21 protein-coding genes are annotated in these 20,428 nt (G+C 60.8%); 10 read left to right on the plus strand and 11 right to left on the minus strand.

What is annotated here, in order from left to right; genetic code table 11:
* Positions 1-321: an efflux RND transporter periplasmic adaptor subunit gene (locus tag V474_RS21660; protein WP_059153315.1), complete on the minus strand. Its 321-nt coding sequence runs from the start codon at positions 319-321 to the stop codon at positions 1-3.
* A 116-nt stretch (positions 322-437) separates the two neighbouring features.
* Here V474_RS21660 and V474_RS21665 point away from each other — a divergent pair, with 116 nt between their 5' ends.
* Both V474_RS21665 and V474_RS21670 read left to right on the plus strand, forming a co-directional pair.
* Positions 438-1,202, plus strand: coding sequence for an IS6-like element IS6100 family transposase (locus V474_RS21665; protein ID WP_001389365.1), 765 nt, complete (start codon positions 438-440; stop codon positions 1,200-1,202).
* A 157-nt stretch (positions 1,203-1,359) separates the two neighbouring features.
* Entirely contained in the window at positions 1,360-1,614 is a 255-nt protein-coding gene (locus V474_RS21670; protein ID WP_236711379.1) for a hypothetical protein, read from the plus strand.
* A 292-nt stretch (positions 1,615-1,906) separates the two neighbouring features.
* On the opposite strand, the gene V474_RS25235 is transcribed toward V474_RS21670, so the two are convergent.
* The 4 genes from V474_RS25235 to V474_RS25840 form a co-directional block, all read right to left on the minus strand.
* Positions 1,907-2,311 carry a DNA translocase FtsK gene (locus V474_RS25235; RefSeq protein ID WP_082699946.1) on the minus strand — a complete coding sequence of 135 codons (405 nt, stop codon included), beginning with the start codon at positions 2,309-2,311 and terminating at the stop codon, positions 1,907-1,909.
* 187 nt (positions 2,312-2,498) lie between these two features.
* Positions 2,499-3,197 (minus strand): RES family NAD+ phosphorylase, encoded by a 699-nt coding sequence (locus V474_RS21675; protein ID WP_236711380.1) that lies wholly within the window; start codon positions 3,195-3,197, stop codon positions 2,499-2,501.
* A 2-nt stretch (positions 3,198-3,199) separates the two neighbouring features.
* Positions 3,200-3,595 (minus strand): MbcA/ParS/Xre antitoxin family protein, encoded by a 396-nt coding sequence (locus tag V474_RS21680; protein ID WP_148649506.1) that lies wholly within the window; start codon positions 3,593-3,595, stop codon positions 3,200-3,202.
* A 205-nt stretch (positions 3,596-3,800) separates the two neighbouring features.
* A complete protein-coding gene (locus V474_RS25840; RefSeq protein WP_236711382.1) occupies positions 3,801-4,181 on the minus strand; it encodes a hypothetical protein in 381 nt (126 codons plus the stop codon).
* Positions 4,182-4,293: 112 nt separating this feature from the next.
* Between V474_RS25840 and V474_RS21685 the strand changes: the two genes are divergently transcribed.
* Complete coding sequence (locus V474_RS21685; protein ID WP_236711383.1) at positions 4,294-5,031, plus strand: hypothetical protein; 738 nt, start codon at positions 4,294-4,296, stop codon at positions 5,029-5,031.
* 215 nt (positions 5,032-5,246) lie between these two features.
* On the opposite strand, the gene V474_RS21690 is transcribed toward V474_RS21685, so the two are convergent.
* The 4 genes from V474_RS21690 to V474_RS25855 all read right to left on the minus strand — a co-directional run bounded on the left by V474_RS21690 (position 5,247) and on the right by V474_RS25855 (position 9,227).
* Positions 5,247-6,596, minus strand: a complete 1,350-nt coding sequence (locus tag V474_RS21690; protein ID WP_013039775.1) for an IS1380-like element ISSp1 family transposase — start codon at positions 6,594-6,596, stop codon at positions 5,247-5,249.
* Positions 6,597-6,755: 159 nt separating this feature from the next.
* Positions 6,756-7,340 carry a hypothetical protein gene (locus V474_RS25850; protein WP_148649502.1) on the minus strand — a complete coding sequence of 195 codons (585 nt, stop codon included), beginning with the start codon at positions 7,338-7,340 and terminating at the stop codon, positions 6,756-6,758.
* Positions 7,243-8,607: a transposase gene (locus V474_RS21700; RefSeq protein ID WP_013039168.1), complete on the minus strand. Its 1,365-nt coding sequence runs from the start codon at positions 8,605-8,607 to the stop codon at positions 7,243-7,245. The genes V474_RS25850 and V474_RS21700 overlap by 98 nt, the downstream gene beginning before the upstream one ends.
* 5 nt (positions 8,608-8,612) lie before the next feature.
* Positions 8,613-9,227 carry a helix-turn-helix domain-containing protein gene (locus V474_RS25855; protein ID WP_169795122.1) on the minus strand — a complete coding sequence of 205 codons (615 nt, stop codon included), beginning with the start codon at positions 9,225-9,227 and terminating at the stop codon, positions 8,613-8,615.
* Positions 9,228-9,357: 130 nt separating this feature from the next.
* Between V474_RS25855 and V474_RS21705 the strand changes: the two genes are divergently transcribed.
* Positions 9,358-14,217: an autotransporter domain-containing protein gene (locus V474_RS21705; RefSeq protein ID WP_059153320.1), complete on the plus strand. Its 4,860-nt coding sequence runs from the start codon at positions 9,358-9,360 to the stop codon at positions 14,215-14,217.
* A gap of 83 nt (positions 14,218-14,300) precedes the next feature.
* Positions 14,301-14,696 carry a hypothetical protein gene (locus V474_RS25860; protein ID WP_148649504.1) on the plus strand — a complete coding sequence of 132 codons (396 nt, stop codon included), beginning with the start codon at positions 14,301-14,303 and terminating at the stop codon, positions 14,694-14,696.
* Between the two features lie 64 nt (positions 14,697-14,760).
* On the opposite strand, the gene V474_RS21710 is transcribed toward V474_RS25860, so the two are convergent.
* Positions 14,761-15,693 carry an EcsC family protein gene (locus V474_RS21710; protein ID WP_059153321.1) on the minus strand — a complete coding sequence of 311 codons (933 nt, stop codon included), beginning with the start codon at positions 15,691-15,693 and terminating at the stop codon, positions 14,761-14,763.
* A gap of 543 nt (positions 15,694-16,236) precedes the next feature.
* Here V474_RS21710 and V474_RS21715 point away from each other — a divergent pair.
* The 3 genes from V474_RS21715 to V474_RS21725 all read left to right on the plus strand — a co-directional run bounded on the left by V474_RS21715 (position 16,237) and on the right by V474_RS21725 (position 18,764).
* Positions 16,237-17,178, plus strand: coding sequence for a DUF2493 domain-containing protein (locus V474_RS21715; protein WP_059153322.1), 942 nt, complete (start codon positions 16,237-16,239; stop codon positions 17,176-17,178).
* Between the two features lie 110 nt (positions 17,179-17,288).
* Positions 17,289-17,924: a hypothetical protein gene (locus V474_RS21720; RefSeq protein WP_007682667.1), complete on the plus strand. Its 636-nt coding sequence runs from the start codon at positions 17,289-17,291 to the stop codon at positions 17,922-17,924.
* A 432-nt stretch (positions 17,925-18,356) separates the two neighbouring features.
* Entirely contained in the window at positions 18,357-18,764 is a 408-nt protein-coding gene (locus V474_RS21725; protein WP_007682669.1) for a single-stranded DNA-binding protein, read from the plus strand.
* A gap of 75 nt (positions 18,765-18,839) precedes the next feature.
* On the opposite strand, the gene V474_RS21730 is transcribed toward V474_RS21725, so the two are convergent.
* Complete coding sequence (locus tag V474_RS21730) at positions 18,840-19,274, minus strand: thermonuclease family protein (protein WP_037508858.1); 435 nt, start codon at positions 19,272-19,274, stop codon at positions 18,840-18,842.
* A gap of 306 nt (positions 19,275-19,580) precedes the next feature.
* Here V474_RS21730 and V474_RS21735 point away from each other — a divergent pair, with 306 nt between their 5' ends.
* Both V474_RS21735 and V474_RS21740 read left to right on the plus strand, forming a co-directional pair.
* Positions 19,581-19,745: a hypothetical protein gene (locus V474_RS21735; protein WP_007682673.1), complete on the plus strand. Its 165-nt coding sequence runs from the start codon at positions 19,581-19,583 to the stop codon at positions 19,743-19,745.
* Between the two features lie 93 nt (positions 19,746-19,838).
* The gene (locus tag V474_RS21740) at positions 19,839-20,360 is read left to right on the plus strand and encodes a hypothetical protein (RefSeq protein ID WP_007682675.1); all 522 of its coding nucleotides are present in this window, start codon (positions 19,839-19,841) and stop codon (positions 20,358-20,360) included.
* Positions 20,361-20,428 lie beyond the last annotated feature (68 nt).

Genomic DNA, 20,428 nt, shown 5'->3' on the forward strand with positions numbered 1-20,428 from the left:
TCAGTTCCCGCCCGCCACAAGGACAGGATCGCCGTCTTTCAGATAGCCCGCTCCCGCCGTGACGACGCGCGTGCCGGGGGACAGGCCGGCCACGACCGCATCGTCGGCCTCGAACCGGACCAGCCGCAGGCGGACGAACCTGGCCCGGCCGTTCGCGCCGACGGTGAAGACGCCCCCCTCCCGGCCCGATCGGGGGACGAAGGCTTCGGCGGGGACGGCCGCCAGCGAAGGTTGCGCGGGGGCGGCGGAGGACGGGAACCGGACGGAGGCGATGGCGCCGCTTTGCCCATGGCCGCCCGGCGGCAACCGGACCTCGACCATGCGCGTGCCCGTCGCGCCGTCGACCAGCGGCTGGCTTTTCGCGACCCGTCCGGGCGGCTCTGTTGCAAAAATCGTGAAGCTTGAGCATGCTTGGCGGAGATTGGACGGACGGAACGATGACGGATTTCAAGTGGCGCCATTTCCAGGGTGATGTGATCCTGTGGGCGGTGCGCTGGTATTGTCGCTATCCGATCAGCTATCGCGACCTTGAGGAAATGCTGGCGGAACGCGGCATTTCGGTCGACCATACGACGATCTATCGCTGGGTCCAGTGCTACGCCCCGGAGATGGAGAAGCGGCTGCGCTGGTTCTGGCGGCGTGGCTTTGATCCGAGCTGGCGCCTGGATGAAACCTACGTCAAGGTGCGGGGCAAGTGGACCTACCTGTACCGGGCAGTCGACAAGCGGGGCGACACGATCGATTTCTACCTGTCGCCGACCCGCAGCGCCAAGGCAGCGAAGCGGTTCCTGGGCAAGGCCCTGCGAGGCCTGAAGCACTGGGAAAAGCCTGCCACGCTCAATACCGACAAAGCGCCGAGCTATGGTGCAGCGATCACCGAATTGAAGCGCGAAGGAAAGCTGGACCGGGAGACGGCCCACCGGCAGGTGAAGTATCTCAATAACGTGATCGAGGCCGATCACGGAAAGCTCAAGATACTGATCAAGCCGGTGCGCGGTTTCAAATCGATCCCCACGGCCTATGCCACGATCAAGGGATTCGAAGTCATGCGAGCCCTGCGCAAAGGACAGGCTCGCCCCTGGTGCCTGCAGCCCGGCATCAGGGGCGAGGTGCGCCTTGTGGAGAGAGCTTTTGGCATTGGGCCCTCGGCGCTGACGGAGGCCATGGGCATGCTCAACCACCATTTCGCAGCAGCCGCCTGATCGGCGCAGAGCGACAGCCTACCTCTGACTGCCGCCAATCTTTGCAACAGAGCCCAACGGAGCGAAGGACCCCGGCACCTTTTTTGTCAAAACGGTCAAGACGACCAGTCGGGACGCATCATATAACCAGACCACATTCTACGAGGCGTGGAGGCTCGTGATCCAGCGTTACGGTGTCTTCAATCCTTACACCGGTCGAGGTGCGATCAAGGGATTGCTGCCGCACGGGCCGCACAATGTGCGGGATGTTCTAGCCACCCACATCCTTAAGCATACCGGCTCCTACGAGCAGGCAAGCTATGCCATCCAGGATACACCCGACATGGTTGCCAAGCATTATGGGCGGTTCCTTCCGCAGGATAAAGCGGCGATGGCCGCGCAAATTCTAAACCGGGTCTGGGAGGCTGCTTGATGTGAAAAAGTGGGGCCGGCTTAGCCGGCCCCAGTAGAAGAACTTGGATAAGCCAAGCCTTCGGGTCGCAGACTGAGACTGCTCGGAACCCGACCGATTCGGATAGGAAGGACTCGCCATTCATCTGGGGAACTGTTGATGCTGCAACTCGGCGCAGGAGAATGGCGCCCGCTTCTCGCGTTTGTCCGGGTTCTTGACCCGCACATCGCAGCTTGTCGGCCGGAGACCCGCGTTCTGATTTGCTGGCGGCTTGGGGATGGAAACGGCCGCCGCATAATTCAGTGCCTGCGCTTCATATTCGCCGGCCCAATGGGTCACGCAGTACATCACGGAAGCCCACGTGATTTGGAGGTCCTACAACATTGTGCTTTTCCAATTCTTCAATCAATTGAGTTGCGGTCCGATAACTCACCCGAAGACGTCTGTGTAACCAAGCGATAGACGCGTTTTGATGAGCGCAAACGAGCTCAAAAGCTTGTTCGTACAATGCGCCGTCAATTTTTTCGGGAGCGTCTGTCCCATCGGCGCTCGCCATTTTGTCACACAGAGAGAGGATCGTTTTGAGGGATTCGACTTTCCGCTTCCATGCCTTCTTTTCTGAAACGGCGTTCTTGAGTAGCCGCTTGGCTATACTCTTGAGGGCCAGCCACTCTTCCTCTGCTGACCTTGAACAACAATGCGTGCCCTTCTCACTCACTCTAGATATTCCCCAATGATCTTTCTGAGATCATAGAAACATTCCGATACGACAGAATGGGTCGCAAAAGAGTCTCAGAGCTACGAAGAGAGGCAGTTGTTATTGCTCCGAGCCATTAGTTCATGGTATGTTCTTGTTGGGCTTCCATTACGAGATTCACGCACAGTAGGCGATGCCACGGATCATTTTATTTCGGAATGAAAGCCTTCTTTTCGTAAATGTCGGTAATGCTCTTGCCGTCCCATCGGTAAGTGAGATGGGTTTTCTCGCGACAGTTGGAGAGGCAGATCGGCCGGAGGACAGCAACGCAGGTGCCGCTGGCAGCGCGAACGCTGGGATAGATGATCCCCATGGAACGCTTTGTCCGTAGGGCGCGCGCGAGTGCTTGGCTGGCGCCGTAGTCGGTTGGGTGGAAAAACTCGGGATGGTCGTCATGCCAAGGGCGTAGGTCATGAAGATCCGCGCGGAGCCGGGCGACATAGCAGCGCATATCGATATCGATCGGCCCCTCCTTCGTGCGGCGGAGGAAGGCTTCTCGGTGGTGCTTCGTTTCTTCAATCGCGGTCGCAATTTCAAAGCCCGCGTAATAGGCGCCGAAGCTGGCGTCGGAGAAGCGGGCGCCGTCACGATTGAGATGTGTGAAGGCCGCCATGATGGGGGAGGAGCCGGGTCCGACAACGCGATCTTCAAGGGGGACCAACGAGATGTCGCCGGCCTCCTGACGAAGGCGCTCGTTTGTCATGGCCTCAAGGGCGTAGATATCATCCAGATCCTCAGGTTCGGTCACCTGTTCGAAGAGAAGGATGGTCGGATAAATCGAGGCGATCAGGCGATACACGCGTTGATCCGTGGCCGCGAGAGGCGGCATCACAGCACCGTTGGTCATGCCTAGCCCCGTTCTGCGTCGAGATACTGGCGGACAATGAAGAGGTCCGACACATTGCCGGACGTCAGCCGATCGAGTGCGCTTTTGCCGCCGAAGATGGGAGCGTCGTTGGGCGCGTGCATCCAGCGGTCAGCCCGCTCGGCGATCGGCAGAAGAATATTGATAGCCTTGTAGATGCCCAGAACGTAGCTGATCCGCTCAAGCGTATCGCGGCCGAGCTTGATCTGTTGGCGCGCTTTCGCCTTCGACTTCCAACTGTGAAGGGTGGAGCGGCTTTCAACGCCGAGAATCTTCATCTGCTGTTGTTCGCTTAGCGACCAGCGCTCGGCGATGTTCGAGAATGTCCGGAGGCCAGAGCCGGAGAGATCCGGCCTCCTTGCAGGAGCGGTCTTAGCCAAGGCTTGCGCCACTGTGATCTCCTTTCTTCCTCCGGACTATCCGATGTCCGAAATATAAGCTGATTTCTGAAAATGTCTATAAGATGTGCTTTGTGATCCTGTCAGGAGATTGCACGAGGCTTGGTGAGCCCTGAGCAATGGGGAAGTCGGAGCAAGCGCCATCCCAGCTGCCAAGGACCAGCGCGTTGTAGGGCTGCTGTAAGCCTCAGGCGACGTTCGATTCGATCTGATCCCATTCGATCCCGGCAGCCTTCAATCTCGCAAAGGGGTCCGCATTCTCGTCGTCAAAAGACCAACCTTTGGGCATGCTCACCTTAAGTCCAAGATCGAAGTCGAGCCGCAGGCGTTCAGCCCTGGAGATCATCACTATTTTTAGATGCCGTTCCAACAATTTCGCGACGGCAGCTACATTCGCTCCAAGAGAAAACATCTTTTCGCACTGGTCTCGAATAAGTGCTAATGGCACAACATGTTCACGATGTTCTGCTGCTGCCCGTGAGCGACCGACCATTATGATGTGATTGGGGATTAATGGTTCATCCAACAGGCGTGAATGCCGCCAGTTTTCTTCCCATGACTGATGCATAACCCAAGCGGCTCGAGCAAAAACGCGTTGGGCAATTTCCTTATTGGTGAATTGGGGTCGCATAGCATCCGGTTGACTTGAGGAGTGTGTGCTATTGCGAGGTTACGTTATATTGCGCAAGCTGCCTCATTTGATCGATCTGGGTCTTGCGACCGAAAATGTCGGTCTAGACTGGCAGTTAAATTGCAAAGGGGGTTTTATGAAAAAGCCAGTTACTGTCGCGAGCCTGAGCGAGTTCGGGAGGGAGAGGCTGTCAAAGTCGTTTTTCATGCGCGACTTTCTTTTCTCGGACATCGCATCGATCCATGGATTTGCGAATATTCCAGATGATCCCGAGCTCGCGATAGCGGCAGGCAGCCGTTTGTGTCAGGATCTGCTGGAGCCGCTGCAGGATCATTTTGGCCGGATCGCTATTCGGTCAGCTTTCCGGTCGGCCGAGGTGAATGGGTTTGGTGCCGAAATGCAAGCGGCTGGCAAAGCCGGCTACAGCTGTGCTTCGAATGAGAGCAATTACGCCAGCCATATCTGGGATCGTAGGCGTGATGGCATGATGGGGGCGACTGCCTGTATCGTCGTTCCGTCTTTCTGGGATGCCTTTCAGGAGGAGGGGGATTGGCAAAAGCTTGCATGGTGGATCCATGATCATCTGCCCTATTCCAGTCTCTATTTTTTCCCCAAATACTGGGCTTTCAATATATCCTGGTTCGAACAGCCGACCAGAACCATCCACAGTTACAGGAGTCCGAAAGGATGTTTGACGAAGCCTGGAATGGAAAATCATGGCGGCACACATGAGCAGGAGTGGGCCGGAATAGAAAAGGCCATGTGCGCCGTGACCACCCGTGGATGACAATCCGAGATCTGGCCCCCTGCTCTAACGTGCATCCCGATGCTTAACCTCTCTTATTCACGACGCTCGGTTTCGGGTCCGCTCTGGGCATTTGCTGCGGCTGGCTGTATTGCGCGGACGACCGGCATCGCTGGCGTTTGTTTCACCGCATTCGGATTGATGGGCTTTTCGGGTTGAAGGGCTGGGCTCGGAGTTCTGCGGCGCTGCCGCATGGGCTACGTCGGCGCAGGCTTCAGCCGGAGAACGAGGGCGCGGAACAGGTCGGCATCCGGACAGGCGGAAGCGAAGGCAATGCGGATGCGGCTAGCACTTTCTACGACGCGCGCAGCGACCTTGAGCAGCCGCAGGCGCAAGGTGGTAAACTCCGCGCTTGCCAGAGCAGCGGTCCTGGGCATCGCCTGCTGGATGCGCCATAGCAGCCAGTATGCGGCAGTGTGCAGTATCAGGCGCATCTGATTGGCATTGGCCGAGCGGCACGAGGTTCGGTCGCTGGCGAGCTGGGACTTGTGGCGCTTGATCAGGTTCTCGGCCTGACCACGCGCGCAGTAGAGCGTGTCGTAGATGTGCTCGGCCGATCCTGTTGCCAACGAGGTGACGACATAGCGGATGTCCATGCCCAGCGTGCTGGCCTCGATCCGTGCAACGACGCGACGCTGGCACTTCCAGGTCTTTGCCCCATAGCGGGTCTCGGCATAGTTGCGCAGGACGGGACACTGACGCTGGGCGCGCTTGACCGCGCAGGCATCGGCGACCGCAACAATGGCGGGATCGGCGCGCAGCGCTGAATTGGTGGGCAGGCCGAACACGTAATCGACGCGGGCCGCATCGCAGTAGGCCATGACCTCGGGTCGACCATAGTGCCCGTCGCCGCGGATAGTGATGTGGGTATCGGGCCAATTACGGCGCAGGTGACGCACCAGGCGTCGGATGTGCCCCGCCGCCTCCTTTCCAGAAGGCGTCTTGCCTGTGCGCAGCAGCATGGCCACCGGCCTGCCGGTCGCGGTGTCGTAGATATGGATCGGTAGGAAGCAGCGCTCCCCATGATGCCCGTTCCAGAACGAGAGCTGTTGATAGCCATGCACGACGTCGCACGTGTCGTCGATATCCAGCGTGACCGCTGTCGGAGGGGCGGGATAGCTGGCGCAGTAGATGTCGATCATCGCGGCCATCATGCTGGCCAGTTCGCGCGTAGTCGGTGCATTTTCCCACCGGCTCATCGTCGGTTGGCTGGCCAGCCCCGCGCCCGATTCCGGCAGCTTGCCGAGCGCCAGGCGGAAGCCTGGATCGTCGCGCAGAGCATCGAGATCATCGGCATCCTCATAGCCGCACGCAATCGCGAACACACGGGCACGCAGAATGTCATCCAGGCGATGGATCACCCGCGCTGGATCGCGCGGATCGGCAATACAAGCCGCCAGGCGCTGGCAAATCCCCATCGCGCGCTCGGCCTGTGCAAGCAGTAGAACACCGCCATCCGAGGTAAGCCGGCCACCGTCGAACGCAGCTGTGATTTTCTTGCGGCCGACTGCTGGGAATCCAAATGAGCTTGCGATATCATCGTTCATGGCGGGTGTGGCCCGTGGCATTTTCTGCCCTGCGGCAGGTTCGGCTTAGACACCCAGTTCCTAATTCAGATCAGAGGCTTACGCCACTCCCGCCAACCCTTCAGGACACTTTTGGTGAATAAGGCGGGTTAAGGCGCCGCGTCGATCGCTTTCAGCCGATCATGCGTCATCGTCGACCATCCCGATGATCGGGAAAATTTGCTTGATCTTGTTGTGTGGGATCGATGACGTCACGCGGTCGCGATATTGCATCAGCTCAATGAGGCTGCGGTTCCGTGCACTCAACCGACCGATGGTCCAGAGTGAGCGACCTGAATCCTCTCGCAGCTGAACCACGACGTCCGCATTGATCGACGCGGGTTTGATGCGATCAAGAATTACCCGTTCGCCAGCGCGGAAACGTGGTTCCATGGCTTCGCCAGGGATATAGATTGCGAAGTAGCGCTCGGCGTCGCCCAAGCCGAACGGTGCTGCCATATAGGCAGCGGGGCGCGAAAGATCTCCTTCCCAGAATTCAAGCTCATCGGCAAAGGCCGTGTCGCCTTCCTCGGGGAAGTGCAGGCTGACGGCGTAGATGGAAATGAGTTTCTTCGGCAGTCCGGCGATGATGGGATCGTCCTTAGCAGCGCGGTGACGAAGTCGGTTTTCAGCCGGGTCTGTCAGCGCCTTCAGGGGTAAAAACGATGAGGAGCATGGCCCTTTCTCCGTCGAACTCGGCGACGAGGGCGATGACGAGCGCAACATCGGTCTGAACTACGAACAAGAATGCCTTGGATGCGCCCCTGGCGCCCCTCGGAGTGCCGCAACCGAACAGGGCGCGCATGAGAATGCCAAGATTGAACCCGGCGACGTGGATCAAATAACGCTTGTGAACATTCTCGCGCCCGCGCAGCCACGCGCGGCGCATGCCGCCGCGATCCAGGACGTGGGCAAAGCTACGCTCGACCATCTCACCACGCTTGCGCATCGCCTTGCGTCCGACGGCGGATTTCAGGCGAGACCGATTGGCGTAGACGGCCTTCTGGGCAGCCTCGTCGCCGTGCCAGCGCAGATATCCATTCGGCGGTGCCGGCTCGGCGATGCGCGTCTTCCAGATGTCGCCGTCGAGACCCTTGAGGAGCTCGCGCGAATGATAGCCTTTATCGGTCACAAGATCGCAGGGATCCCCGGACGTCGGCGCCAGGCCAATGTCGGCGAGGTTGCGTGCTGCCGTCTCCAGCGTGGCGTCGAGCGTTGTCGTGTCGCCCTTGTCGGCCGGGTGGATCGGCGCTGCCACGATAACACCCGTGTCGAGATCGACCGCGTGTTCGGGCTTGTAGGCCAGACGCGTCGAGCCGTTCTTCATCCGCGCGACCTTCGCGTCGGGATCGGTCTTGCTCGCCCAGTCCGCATTCGACAGCTTCTTGCCCTTGCGTTTGCGATCGAGCCGGACAAGGTCGTCGATCGTCGGCGTGTCGATGCCGCTCTCTTGCGCCATGCGCACCAGCATCTCGCGGTAGGTCTCGCCATTGTCACGCCGCACGATGGTACGCAGCGCGGCGTTCGCCTCCATGGTCGAGCCATCGACGCCGATCCGCTCGCCTTTCACCAGATCGTGCCCGGCGACGAGGGCCAGTACCCAGCCGAAGATCTGGTCATGTACCTCGTGCGGCAGGCGGCTCCGCGTCTTCGACAACCAGCTATGATCAGGGACCTTGTCGCGGCTCGACAGTCGCAGGAACTCCCGCAGCGACAGCGAATCCGAACAGCGCCAGACAATCCCGCGTTCGCTGTCGATGCCCTCGAAATAGCCGATCAGCAGCATGCGGAAATAGCGGCCCGGCGGCAGCGACGGGGCTCCCATCCGCGGCGCATAATAGGGCTTGCACGTCTTCTCGACAAAGCCATCGAAGCCCGCCTCGGCCAGCAGCTTCTGGAGCTTGTCGTAGAAAACATGCCCCGGTGAACGCGGTATCTCCGCCCACGTCACGATCAAATCGGACTGGACCTCGCTATCACGCCCCATCGCCATCGCCGCTAACCCGCCAGACAATCCCACTGCCGCACTGAATCAGCCACCGCCGACTTCGTCAACGGCCTGTTAGCGGTTATCTCGGACGCTGGAGACGGCAGCGGCAACGCTCCAGTTTCACAGGTGGAAAATGCGTCTGGGAATGTGGCCTTGAGCTTGGCGACACTTCTATCTGATAGCGAGTAGCCGACCGTAGGATTAGGATAGATCCGGGTTAGGGTGGAGGGCGCCAGGCCAGAACGGCGTGCAATCTGGCTTGCTGAAAACCCGGTTTCTTTGACCAGGCAGCCAACCAAGTGGCGGGCTCTATCCTGATTCCAATCATCGACAAAAGACATGTGTTTGCGCCCGCATTTTTTAGCACGACATTCGACGGCGGCCGGATGATCCGGGCGCCCTCCCGCCGCACCTGCATCATTATGCGCTTCCGGCGCATCGGCGCAAATAATAATAGCGCAAATAAGCAAGTGCTTATTTGCGCAAATTTTCAAAAAACGACACGCTTCCGCAACGGGTCGAGCGAGAAAGCGACCGATTATGTCGTTTAATGAGCCATTGCGCCGCAAAAAAGATTTGCGCGGTTTGCTTTCAGTGAATAGGTGTTTGCGAATGTTGCGCACATTTGCGCAACTGTGGGGTTTGGGGGGCGTTCCCAACAGCATCAGTGCTCGGCCGCTTGCGTCCGATCAGTGCTGCTGCGCGGCGTTCACCACCGGGCCTCCTCAGAATCGCAGGCAATAGGGGTTTTGAATGAATAAGAATTCCAGGTTCAACCGGATGCTGCTGTTGTCAGCTTCCATACCGGCGGCGGCACTGCTCGCAAACGCCGGTGGCGCGTTGGCGGCCCCCGCCACTGTGAACGTACCGAGCGGTGCAGGGACCGGCGCGGCCGTTAACGCCGACATTGCCACGGCCATTACGACGCCCGCCAATCCCGATCTGACGGTAACGATCGCGAGCGGCGCGGACATCAGTGGCGCGAATATCGGTTTTGATTTCGTCGCGGGCGGGTTCGCCGCTGGCGAAGGCGATGGCGCGGTCATCGTCAACAATGCTGGCAATGTGACCGGCCTGAGCTTCGGCGGCGTCGGCGCGGCCAGTGCGTCCAACAGCTTCACGGCGACCAACAACGGCGAAGTGGCGGGCGGCATCAGCGCCTCCAACTTCGGCGGCGCAGTTTCCGTCACCAACAACAATCTGGTTGGCGGCAGCATCAACGGCTCCGCGTTCGGCAGCGTTACGCTCGCCAACGGCGTCGCGGGCCAGGTCGACAGCCTGAACGGCCAGGGTCTCGGCGCGGGCACGGTACAGATCACCAATGATGGTGCAGTCGACGATGATGTGTTCGGCTCGGCCTCGACCGGCACCGTCGGTATCGTTAACAACGGCGATATTGCGGGCGATGTTGATGCCGTCACGACGGAAGGCGCGATCTCCATCGCGAACGCGAGCACCGGCCGCATCAGCGGCGATGTCTTTGCCGGTTCGGATCAGGGCGCGATCACCATCGCCAACAACGGTCAGGTGCTCGGTCAGACCAATGCGGTAAGCCAGGACACGGTGTTCACTTCGACGGGCCCGACCACCACGGTTTCCGGCACGACCACGACGACCCAGTCGAGCTTCTCTCAGCAGACGGTCGGCGGTGATATCGACGGGACCTATGCCGGCATCAACGGCTCACTGAACTTCGGAACGGGCAATGACGGCAGCGTTAGCCAGTTCACCGGGGGGAACAGCACGGCCACGGTGAGCGGAGCGGTCTATGGCGATCTCTCTTCGACCGCCCAGGGCTTCTCGACCACTGGCGAAAACGTCTCGGTCGTCACCGACTCGCGCGATGCCGCAGGCACCGGGTCCGTCATCAGCAGCAGCTCCAACACTCAGCAGACGGCCGCCACCGGCGGCACGAGCACGGTGAACATCAGCGGCACGGTGGCTCCTGGCGATTCCGGCCGCAACGGTAATGTCACCTCCTTCGGTAATGCTGGCAGCAGCGTTGCTCTGAACGGTGGCAAGGTCTCGGGGAACGTTTCCTCGACCAGCCAGGGCCTTACAAGCGGTTTCGAGTTCAGCTCGGAGACGACCGATAATTATGATGCTGGCGTGTTCCAGGGTTCCAGCTCGAACAGCGGCTTTGAGTTCACGCAGAGCCAGGCTGGTGGCGACGCCTCCGTCACGCTTCAGGGAACGAGCCTCGTCGGCGGGAATGTGAGCGTCAACGGTGTGACGTCCGCCACCGCGACGATCGGTTCGGCGGCAACCGTTGAACAGAATGTTTTCGTCAACAGCTTCGTGTCGGGCGACCAGTCCTTCGCCTCTTCCAACTCCAGCACCACGGACGCTGCGGGTGACGGCACGGCTGTCAGCTCCACTCTCTCCAGCTCGACAGCCGCTGCCAATGCAGGCAACGCGGCGCTCACCAATGCCGGACGGGTGGATGGCGATGCCACGGTTGGTGCGAGCTTCGGCAATGCGGCCGCCACCATCACGGGCACCGTAGGCGGTTCGGTAAACGCTTTCGCCGGCACCACCATCGGTAGCACCGAAAACGTTTCTGAGTTCACGCTCGATGGTGGCATCGGCACTCAGACCACTGCAACCTTCCGCGAGAATTCGGAAGATGTGGGTGGTACGGCCAGCGTTGTTGTCGACACGGCTGCCGCGCTGCAAGGCAAGGGCGTGCCGAGCGTCGCAGGCGATGTGAACGCTTCGGGCATCAGCGGCGCCTCGATCGCCATTGGTGCAGGCAGCGTTGTCGGCAATGCCGATCTCAGCAGCGGTGGCAATCTGTTCGCCAGCAGCCTAGGCGAAAGCATCTCGGAAGAGACCGTCACCACTTTTGCGGCTAATGGCTTCACGCCCGCCAGCCAGGTCTCCACGACCAGCTTCGGCTCCGTGGGTGGCGCGGCTTCGGTCACCAACGATGGTACTGCCATTGGCGACGTGGAAGTTGAGGGGCTGACCTCTGCCTCGCTCGTCAACAACGGCATGCTGGGTTCGGGCGGAAACCTGTTCAGTGTTTCGGCTCTGGACTCCGAAGCGAGCATCACGATCACCGACACGAACCCGACGGACGCCGGGTCGCGCACGATCGTCGCTACGGTCAATGCTTCGCCGGTCGGTGGCAATGCCAGCTTCACCAACAGCGGTGTGGCCCTGGGTAATGTCGAAATCGCCGGCCTCACCGGCGCGGTCACCAACAATGGCGTTCTCGCCGGTACGACCACGCTTGGTGAAGCGCAGTTCAGTGGCGCGGCAACGGTCAACGCGACGATCAACACCACCGACGTCAGCGTCGATCCGGTGCTGGCCAGCCAGACCTATACGGTCGACCAGAATGGCGTGTCGCGCGGCTTCGTCGTGACGGGTGCCACCATCTCGCAGGATGAGGTCACCTCGGCTCTCGCCTCGCAGCTGTCACCGCTGGTGCCGCTCGACGCTTCGCTGGTCGATCCGGCGGCGTTCAACCTGACGGTGAACGGCCAGGCTGCGGTGAAGACGGCTGACATCAACGCGACCGTCAACCTCAACAACGGCTCGATCACGCTTGGCGACATTGACGCCCAGCGCGACGACAGCGGCGCTTACCTGACCAACACCACCGTCAACCTGAACGGCAGCGGCTTCCTGGGCGCGAGCGAGTTCAAGCCGACGGCTCCGGCTCTTGCGAACTACAGCCCCGTGGCCGAACTGCCGGAAGAAGCTGAAGGGCTGTTCGCCCCGACCGGCGTCCGCGTGCTGGGCGTCAGCGAACTGAACAAGACGGGCGCCGGCACCTTCGTCGTTACCGGGTCGGAATATGTCCCGGCGGACGGCGCAACCCCAGCGGCCTGGACGATCGACGCCAACAACTTCAACGTGAAGTCGGGCGAAGTTCAGCTCGACGTGGTGGGTTCGGACGATGCCGTCTTCGGCATCAAGGGCAACATCAACAATGATGCCACTCTGGTGCTGGGCCGCCGCGCGCCGACTTTCATCCAGTCGGTCGGCAACAGCATCGTCACGCCGGGTCCGGAAGCGATCAAGGGCATCGAAGTCTATCAGCAGGGCAACTACACCCAGAGCGCCAGCGGCACGACGGTTGTGGGCATCAATCCTTCGCTGGTTCGTTTCGGCAACCTGTCGGTCAACAATGCCGGTTCCTCGCCTGAGGTGTTGGGCCCCATCACCGGTGGTGTGAACGTCCCTTACTTCACCACTCCGACCAATGCCGGCGTCTTCTCGACTCCGTCTTCGGTCTCGGTGGACGGCAACCTGAACCTGGCTGGCAAGGTCGCGGTGACGGTGTCGAAGGACAGCCTCTATTCGACGGGTGACGGCTATACGCTCTTCACCTACACCGGCACCGGGGATGTCACGGCGACGGCCGCTTCATCGCTCGCTTCGCCCTTCGTCACCTTCGGCCTGAAGCATGACGCGACGGCCAAGACGGTATCGATCGAGGCGACTCGCAAGAGCTACGCCACCGGCGCGACCAATGCCAATGCGGCGTCGGCTGCGGTGGGGCTGGACAGCGCGCTGGCAGATGTCATCGCCCGGGTGAAGACCGACGCCGCTGGCGGCAACGGCTTTGCGACGGTGACGGAGATCGCCAATGCTCAGGACATCGCCAACATCGCTGCGGGGCTTGATTGGCGCCTGAACAACGCACAGGCGGCGCAGGTCTTCAACGAGCTTTCCTCGGCTGAGATCTACGGTTCGCTTGCCGCTGTCGATCAGAACGCGGTCTTCAACACCACCGTCAATCGCCTGGCTGCTCGCCGCGGCTATGGCGAGGCGTTGGGTACGCAGATCTGGTTCAACCCCTCGGCGAACTTTGCCAAGACGGGCGGCACCAAGTCGGGCGCGTCGAAGATCAAGACCAACAGCTATGGCGGTGCCTTCGGTATCGACGTTGCCTATCAGGACAATGGCGCCTTCGGCATCGGCTTTGGCTACGGCCAGCATGATGTGACCGCTCAGGGTTCGCCGGAAGAAGCGCAGGTTCGCACCTACACCATCGGTGCCTATGCGACCCAGGGCTTCGGCCCCTTCTACGGCAGCTTCCAGTTCGCCTACGGCTTCTCGAAGTTCGAAGTCGAACGTGACCTGACCCTGCTGGCTCGCACCATCAAGGGCGACTTCAAGGGCAAGCAGGTGGATGCGAGCATCGAGCTGGGCTATGACTTCGCTGCCGGCGGCAGCCTGGTTGTGACGCCTTACGGCAAGCTCGCGCTGCGTCGCTGGTCGATGAACGGCTTCACCGAAGAAGGCGGCGCGGGCATTGGCCTGCGTGTCGACGATGCGTCGAAGACGGTCTTCTCGCCGGTGCTGGGTGTCAAGGCGGGAGCCCTGCTGGGTGACGCCGATGGCATCGCCTACCGTCCCTATGCCAAGGTGCAGTACAGCTTCCAGGGCAACATCGGCAGCGACCGCACGGTCCAGTATCTGGGCGGCGGCGATGCGTTCCGCCTGAAGGGTGTTGATCCGGACGGTAACGGCCTGATCGAACTGGGCGTTGATGCTTCGGTCAACAAGCGCGTCAACCTGTTCCTCTCTGGTGGTTATGGCTTCGGTGGCCACAACACGCTCGGCCAGGTTCGGGGTGGCATTAGCTTCGGCTTCTGACACAACGCACTAGCAAAGGAAGGGCGCGGCGGTTTCGGCGCGCCCTTTCGTTTGCATGTCCGCTTTGCTCTCGCGCGTGTGTCATGGGAATGTCGAGCACAGGTCAGCGGCTTGGAAGAATTCTGCTGCGTCCAAAATTGTCGCGCCGCCTATTCAGATCCACCGGAGAAGATATTGGTGCAGAATCAACGAGTAAACAGAACGTGAACAACTTTGGACAAAGCGCGGAAACGCTCAAGACGCTTGCTCGTCTCCTTATGGAAAGGCTCGCACATTATGGTGTGCAGATTTTGACTAACGAGAGTGGTGCGATATGTTTTTTCGTACCTTCTCCCGGTCACATCGGTCGTCCTTGGGCAGACGGTGAATATGCGCATGGGCTAGAAGATGGTGCGATACGTGAACTGCAGCAGCTTGTCAGATCTTCGCCCCTGCTCACCCAGGCCATTTTGGAGGAGGTAACGATTACCGGGCAGTGATCGGCTTCTGCATGAACAGCGTTCTTAGGCCGCACCACGAAACGATTGAACAAGGGCCAGCATACTAGTCTGCTTTGCTTGAGCCCACATTTTCAACCTCCACTTCTGTGAATTCCGCATCCTCAATTTCGTCGTTTGAATCCGACTGCATGACAGATTGAGGCGAGCTTTCTTTCTGTCGACGCTCTTTGTCTTTGATAAATCGCTCTCTATAATAATAATAGGCCGCGTCACAGACCTTCGCCGTGAAATAAGCATTAAAGCTCCCGCCCACCCCTGCTCCCACGAGGGGAATGCTTTGCGCAAGCTTCCCTTTGGTTAGTTTAATTCCGATCTTGGTGGCTATTGCCTCGACTATTTTTACCAAGGCACTTTGGTTGAGCTTTTCCCAAGTCTTTTTCGATGCTGCCTGCTTTGTGACTTTTGCAATCTCAGCCATCAGCAGTCCCTTTGACGCATCTTTCGGGGAGGCCGCGTAATGCAAGATCGCAAGGGCGAAGATTCTCTCCTCTTGTCGCCCGATCTCGAACCCGTAGTATGTCGCAAACTCGCCAATCGCCCGAAAATTGATACTCAGCAGCGCGGGGACATCAATCGCGATCCCAGGCGCACCCATGAGGCCTGTGCCTGCTCCCTCTGCTGCTGCTAGGGCCTTATACTTTGCAGAGAGCCATCCAACCATGGTGTCCACGTCTTCAAGATCGAGGCTCCGAATATCCTGTAGGGTGGAAACCTGATGACCTGCCGCACTAAACTCCGCAATGATGGCCCTAGACCGAACTGTGTATTGCGCAGTGTCGTTCGCAACTGAAAGTACCCCCTTCACAGATTTCTGAAAAGCATCGCCTAACCAAGGTGTTTTGAGAACTAAGTCGCCGACAAAATCCAAAGGAATATCAACATAGTTCATGGCGCGACTGAAAAAACTGTGCTCAGGACTTTTCCATTCCTCTATAGCAATCAACGCTTTTCGCTCATACGGCGATAATGCAATCATCTAATTTCCTCTTAGCAGTGCATTCTATGCCGCTGGGGAAACCGTAGTCGCCTTGCTGGCCCGGTCAACTGGTCCTGCTCGGCCGCCGTGTCTGCTGCGCTCAACAAGTCCGTCTGCTCGTTGATCGCACCAAATGCCGGATGCGCCTCGACGTCCGCTTCCGCAAGAAGCCCAGCTTCGCCGCTAAGCCTGCGAACGACGGCGGCGTCCCAAACTTTGCTGTTCGGGACGCATCGATCATGATGTCACGAGATTCAATATCTGAGATTTTATGCGATCGCTGGAAAGGCGACGCTACCTGATTCCATGAGGCCTCAGCCCTTCGCCAGAGGATGCGCATGCTTGGGCCATCGCGCTGGCGGCCGCAACCCGGGGCCAATCCGGCCGTGTTGGCGCTTACGCGCCTGCCCGCACCACCCGGCATTGTCCCGGGTTTCCCTTGGGCGTTGCCCGGCGGTGCTGCCGCCGCTTCCTTCGATGGCCCGGAGGCTGCGCATCCGGCGGATGGGCCGCCGGCCCCAAGTGGAACGAAAGGCAAAGCTCATGACCAGCACTCTCTCGGCGTTACTCTCCGCCCTCGAACTCGGTCATCTTGATCACACTGGCGACCTGCGCACCCTAGAGGCGCCGCCCCCCGCCGAAGCCATGGAACAAACTGTCAGCGCTGTCTGGAGCGATCTTTTCGCGCTTTTTCCCTTTAGTGCGCTCGAGCGCGACATCGAAGATCTGGGCTGGGGCCTGGTCAATCTCTTCCACCGCGCCGCCGCCAAGAAGCACCAGATGATCGACCGGCTGACGGACGAGATTCGGCTTCTGCTCGCCGAGCAGGATGGCTCGGAAGTCGCGACCGCCGACCTTGAGGACAAGATCGATCTCGCCCGCAAGATCGAGCAGTCCGCCGAGGCCTATGAGACCATGCGCGACACGGCGGCCCGCCATTATCTCCACGAGACGGGCCGTTCCTGGGTGCCGGCGTCGGGCAACCGCATTTCGCTCGGCACGACCGCGGCGATCGTCGATGGCCGGTCCTATCTCCAGGCGCGGCGAGAACGGGTGCGCGATGCCAATATGGTCCATGGCACGCCCGTGATCTTCGCCGGCGGGCGGCTGCGTTTCGCCAGCGACGACGACGCCAAGCAGTTCGCGGATAACCTGCTGCGAACGCTCAATGCCGTCCGCGAGCGGGTGGGCGACATGTATCTCGTCCATGGCGGTGACATGAAAGGCATTGAGCGCCTGGCCGCGTCTTGGGCCGAGCAGAACGGTATCCAGCAGCTGCGGTTCGGGCTCGATCGCAAGCTCGGCGATCGCGCCGGGTTCCGCCGCAATGAGCAGATGCTATCGGTCAAGCCGCGCTACGTCATCGCCTTTCAAGGCAATGGTGTCACCGAAAGGTTGGTGATCGAGGCCAAGGCGCGCGGCATCCACGTAGTCGATCGCCGCGGACCGCTTGGCACACCGCCAGCGTCGCGACCCTGCGGCTGATCCGCCGCGCCGGCCGCTTCGGCGGCCGGCTTTCCCCGTTTCGAAATGCTGCGAATTCCGGAGGGGAGGAGGGCAGGGCGGGTGCGTCCCGTTTCCCGGAGGTTTGCATCATGTTCATGCCCGATCACCCCACGGCGCGCGCGCTCCTTGCCTTTCGCTCGGCGCATGGCCGCCGCTGGAAAGCGAAGCTGCTATTCTTGTGGTCGACCGGCCGCGACGTCGAAGAGGCCGATGGCGCGTGCCTGCGCCAGTTGCGCAACCAGGCCGGCCCAGCATGGCTTCGCCGGCTATCGCCACGCCGCTGGCGCGCGATCGAGAGATTGGCGGAGCCCGGCGATCGGCAAACGGCCTCGATCTTCCTTGATCGCGCGCGCGAGTTTCACGAAGGAGCACGCTTTGGAGCTACCGTTGCCCTTGCCCCGGCGCTGCACCTGCTGGCGATATCCTGCGAGCTGGGGCTCAAAGCCTATCTTATGAGCCGGGGCTGGTCGCACGATGAGGTCGCGCGTGATATTCGTCACGACCTCATCGCCGCCTTCGACGAAGCGCGGCGGCTTGGCCTCCCGTCCCCGGGCTGTGTTCTCGTCGATTTGCTTGCAAGCCTCGGTGCCGCCTATGCTGCGCATCGCATCGACGCGCTGGTGGCGGATGGATATGTTTGCGATTTCGCGGCCGTGCTGCGCGCGATGGGCTCGCTCCTCGATGCCGTGGCGGCCGGACTGAGCCTGCCGATGCCGACGCCGTAACTGCGCCTTCTTGCCCGTCCCCTAGCATGAGCATGCCATGGTTTGGGTTCCGCCGGACGGCGGCGCGGGACATGGTCCGTTTCGCCGCGCGGCTTGGGCGACAGGCGGGGCAAAGTCGAGCTTGAGGTTCGCCAAGGCATTGGACCGGCGTGGCCCTATAGGTCGAGGATACCTGTGATTACCATGAGGGGTTCCTGGCACGCCCAAGCGACGAGCCGTCCTTCTCCTCATCTGACCCCTAAGTCGGCCGTCCGGCCCATCCAACCCGCGATCCTTCGGGCCGAGTTGCCGTGTACCACGGCTGCCCGCACCACCCCTTGTCTCGGGGTTTCCCGGCGCTGCGCCTGCCGGTGGATGATCCGTCCTGTCCGCCTTGGCCGGGGATCAGTCGAAGGGACGGTCCCTTGGACCCAGTTCGAAGGAACTCCAGCCATGCAGAATCTCGTCATCCTCGCCGGCAATGTCGGCGCCACGCCCGAAGCCCGCACCACCCAGGGCGGCACCCGCATCACGCATTTCAGCCTCGCCACCTCGCGTCCGAAGCGCGATAGCAACGGCAAGATCCTCCGCGACGACAACAACCGCCGGCTCGAGGATACCGAATGGCACCGGATCACCTGCTTCAACGGGGTCGGCAAGACGGTCGAGCAGTATGTCGACAAAGGCATGAAGGTCATGGTCCGTGGCCGCATTCACTACACCCGCTGGACCGACAACGAGAATATCGAGCGCTACGGCGTCGAGATCATCGCCGATGAGGTGACCTTCCTCACCCGCGCCAAGGCGAACGACAATGCTGGCGGCGGCCACGAGCCCGAGGATGATGAAATCCCATTCTGAAATCGGTCCCATTAGGCCCGGCGGCATCGCCGCCGGGCCTCCATTCCTGCTCAGGCCGGAAAGGAGGCAGGCGGATCAGCGGGATCGGCATCGCCCGTGGGCATAGCGGTCCCAGCGCAGCACGGTGCCTGTGCGGATCATGGCGCAGCTCAGATCGCCGAAAGAGGGCGCCGCGCACCAGGCGCCGGTCCTGTTGCCACGCGCATTGCCAGTTGAAAGGCAGCGCATGGTGGGGCCATCGACCAGAATGTGGCCCGTGCTGGTGCGCCCCTGAGCGCCGCCGAGCAGATTAACAAGAGCGTCACGGGCGGCCAGAGCGCTCGCCTCGGGGCAGGGCTGACCTGGCCGGCAACTCCCGTCCATCTCGCGGGCCGCAATTCCGGCGAGACGGACATGCATGCCTTCACGGCACCAGATCGGTCCATCTCCATCCCAGACGCGCGTCGGTGTGCAGGCGAAAACCTGACCATCGGGAATGACGGTGGCGGCAAGCAGGAGTGCGAACAGCATCGCGGCGACGCTAGCCCAGCGGCGCGCGCTTGTCATGGGTATGCCATCGTCGGACCGGCGGGGCGGGCGTGACCGCCTGGGCAAAAGTCGGCGGGATCATGGGGGCCTGGCCGGCGGGGCCACCCGCTCTTAATCAGGCGCAATCCTTGGTCCGACCAGCGGCCTATTGCGATCAACCCGCAAGGGGTCCGGTCGCTGCGCTACGGCTTTTTGGGCTGCGCCAAAAAAATGATCGTGGCCGCCGGCCGGACACATCGGGCGCCAGTCGAGCGGGACGGACCCGCCGGCGCGCAAAGGAGCCCCGACATGTTCACCGACATCGCAACCGCTCGTCGTCACGCCTTCAGCCTCTCGCGCAGCCTCATGGTGGTCACCTTCGTCATCGCGATAGGGCAGCAATATGGGGTCATCACCGCGGAGGATGCGGACGGCAGCGTTGCCTTGGTGGCCGAATATGATCCATTCGCCTGATGGCTCCTCCGGGAGCCTACGGCTCCCGGCTTTGCCATGGAGGGCGTGTCATTGATTCAACGAAAATAAAGGCAGCAGCGCTAGGCATTTGGCATGGATGAAGGTGCGCCAATCGAAATTGCCAACGATGATCCCTTGTGGAACCAGGCGATCCAAGATGTGAACGCGTGGCGCGGCGCGTGTTTGCAGCATTTCTCGGCGGCTGAAGCGGCCGTCACCGAAACGCTGCTCCTTCTCAAGGCGATTCCGGGTCGAGGGGAGGCAGTACGGCTGCGGCATTTGATCGGTCAGCGGTTCGATGACCTCAGCAAACTTATCGAGGCAGAAGGCGCTTTCGCTCAAGAAGGCAAGGCGGCCGCCAAGGCCCTTTCGGATCTCCGCACACTCGAGGGCCTACGGTCGTTTCTTGCCCATGGTCAGGCCAAGATCGCGCTCGAGCGAACCGGAAAATGGATCGTGATCTTGCGACATGTCTCGATCCGCGGGCAGCAGGCTGAACGCCTGGTGCTGCTTTTCGAACAAGCCGAGGCGGAAGAACGTCTCACCGATCTGAAACGGAAAAGTCAGAAGCTTTGCTCTGTTCTCGGCAATTTCCGGCGAACCGTGAAGAGCTGAACGGGCGGCTCCGGCGATGCCGGACCGGGCTCTAGGCTTCGCCCTGAGCCTTGGATTTCCAAGTCTCA

The sequence above is a fragment of the Novosphingobium barchaimii LL02 genome, from assembly GCF_001046635.1.
In the GTDB taxonomy this organism is placed as follows: Bacteria; Pseudomonadota; Alphaproteobacteria; order Sphingomonadales; family Sphingomonadaceae; genus Novosphingobium; species Novosphingobium barchaimii.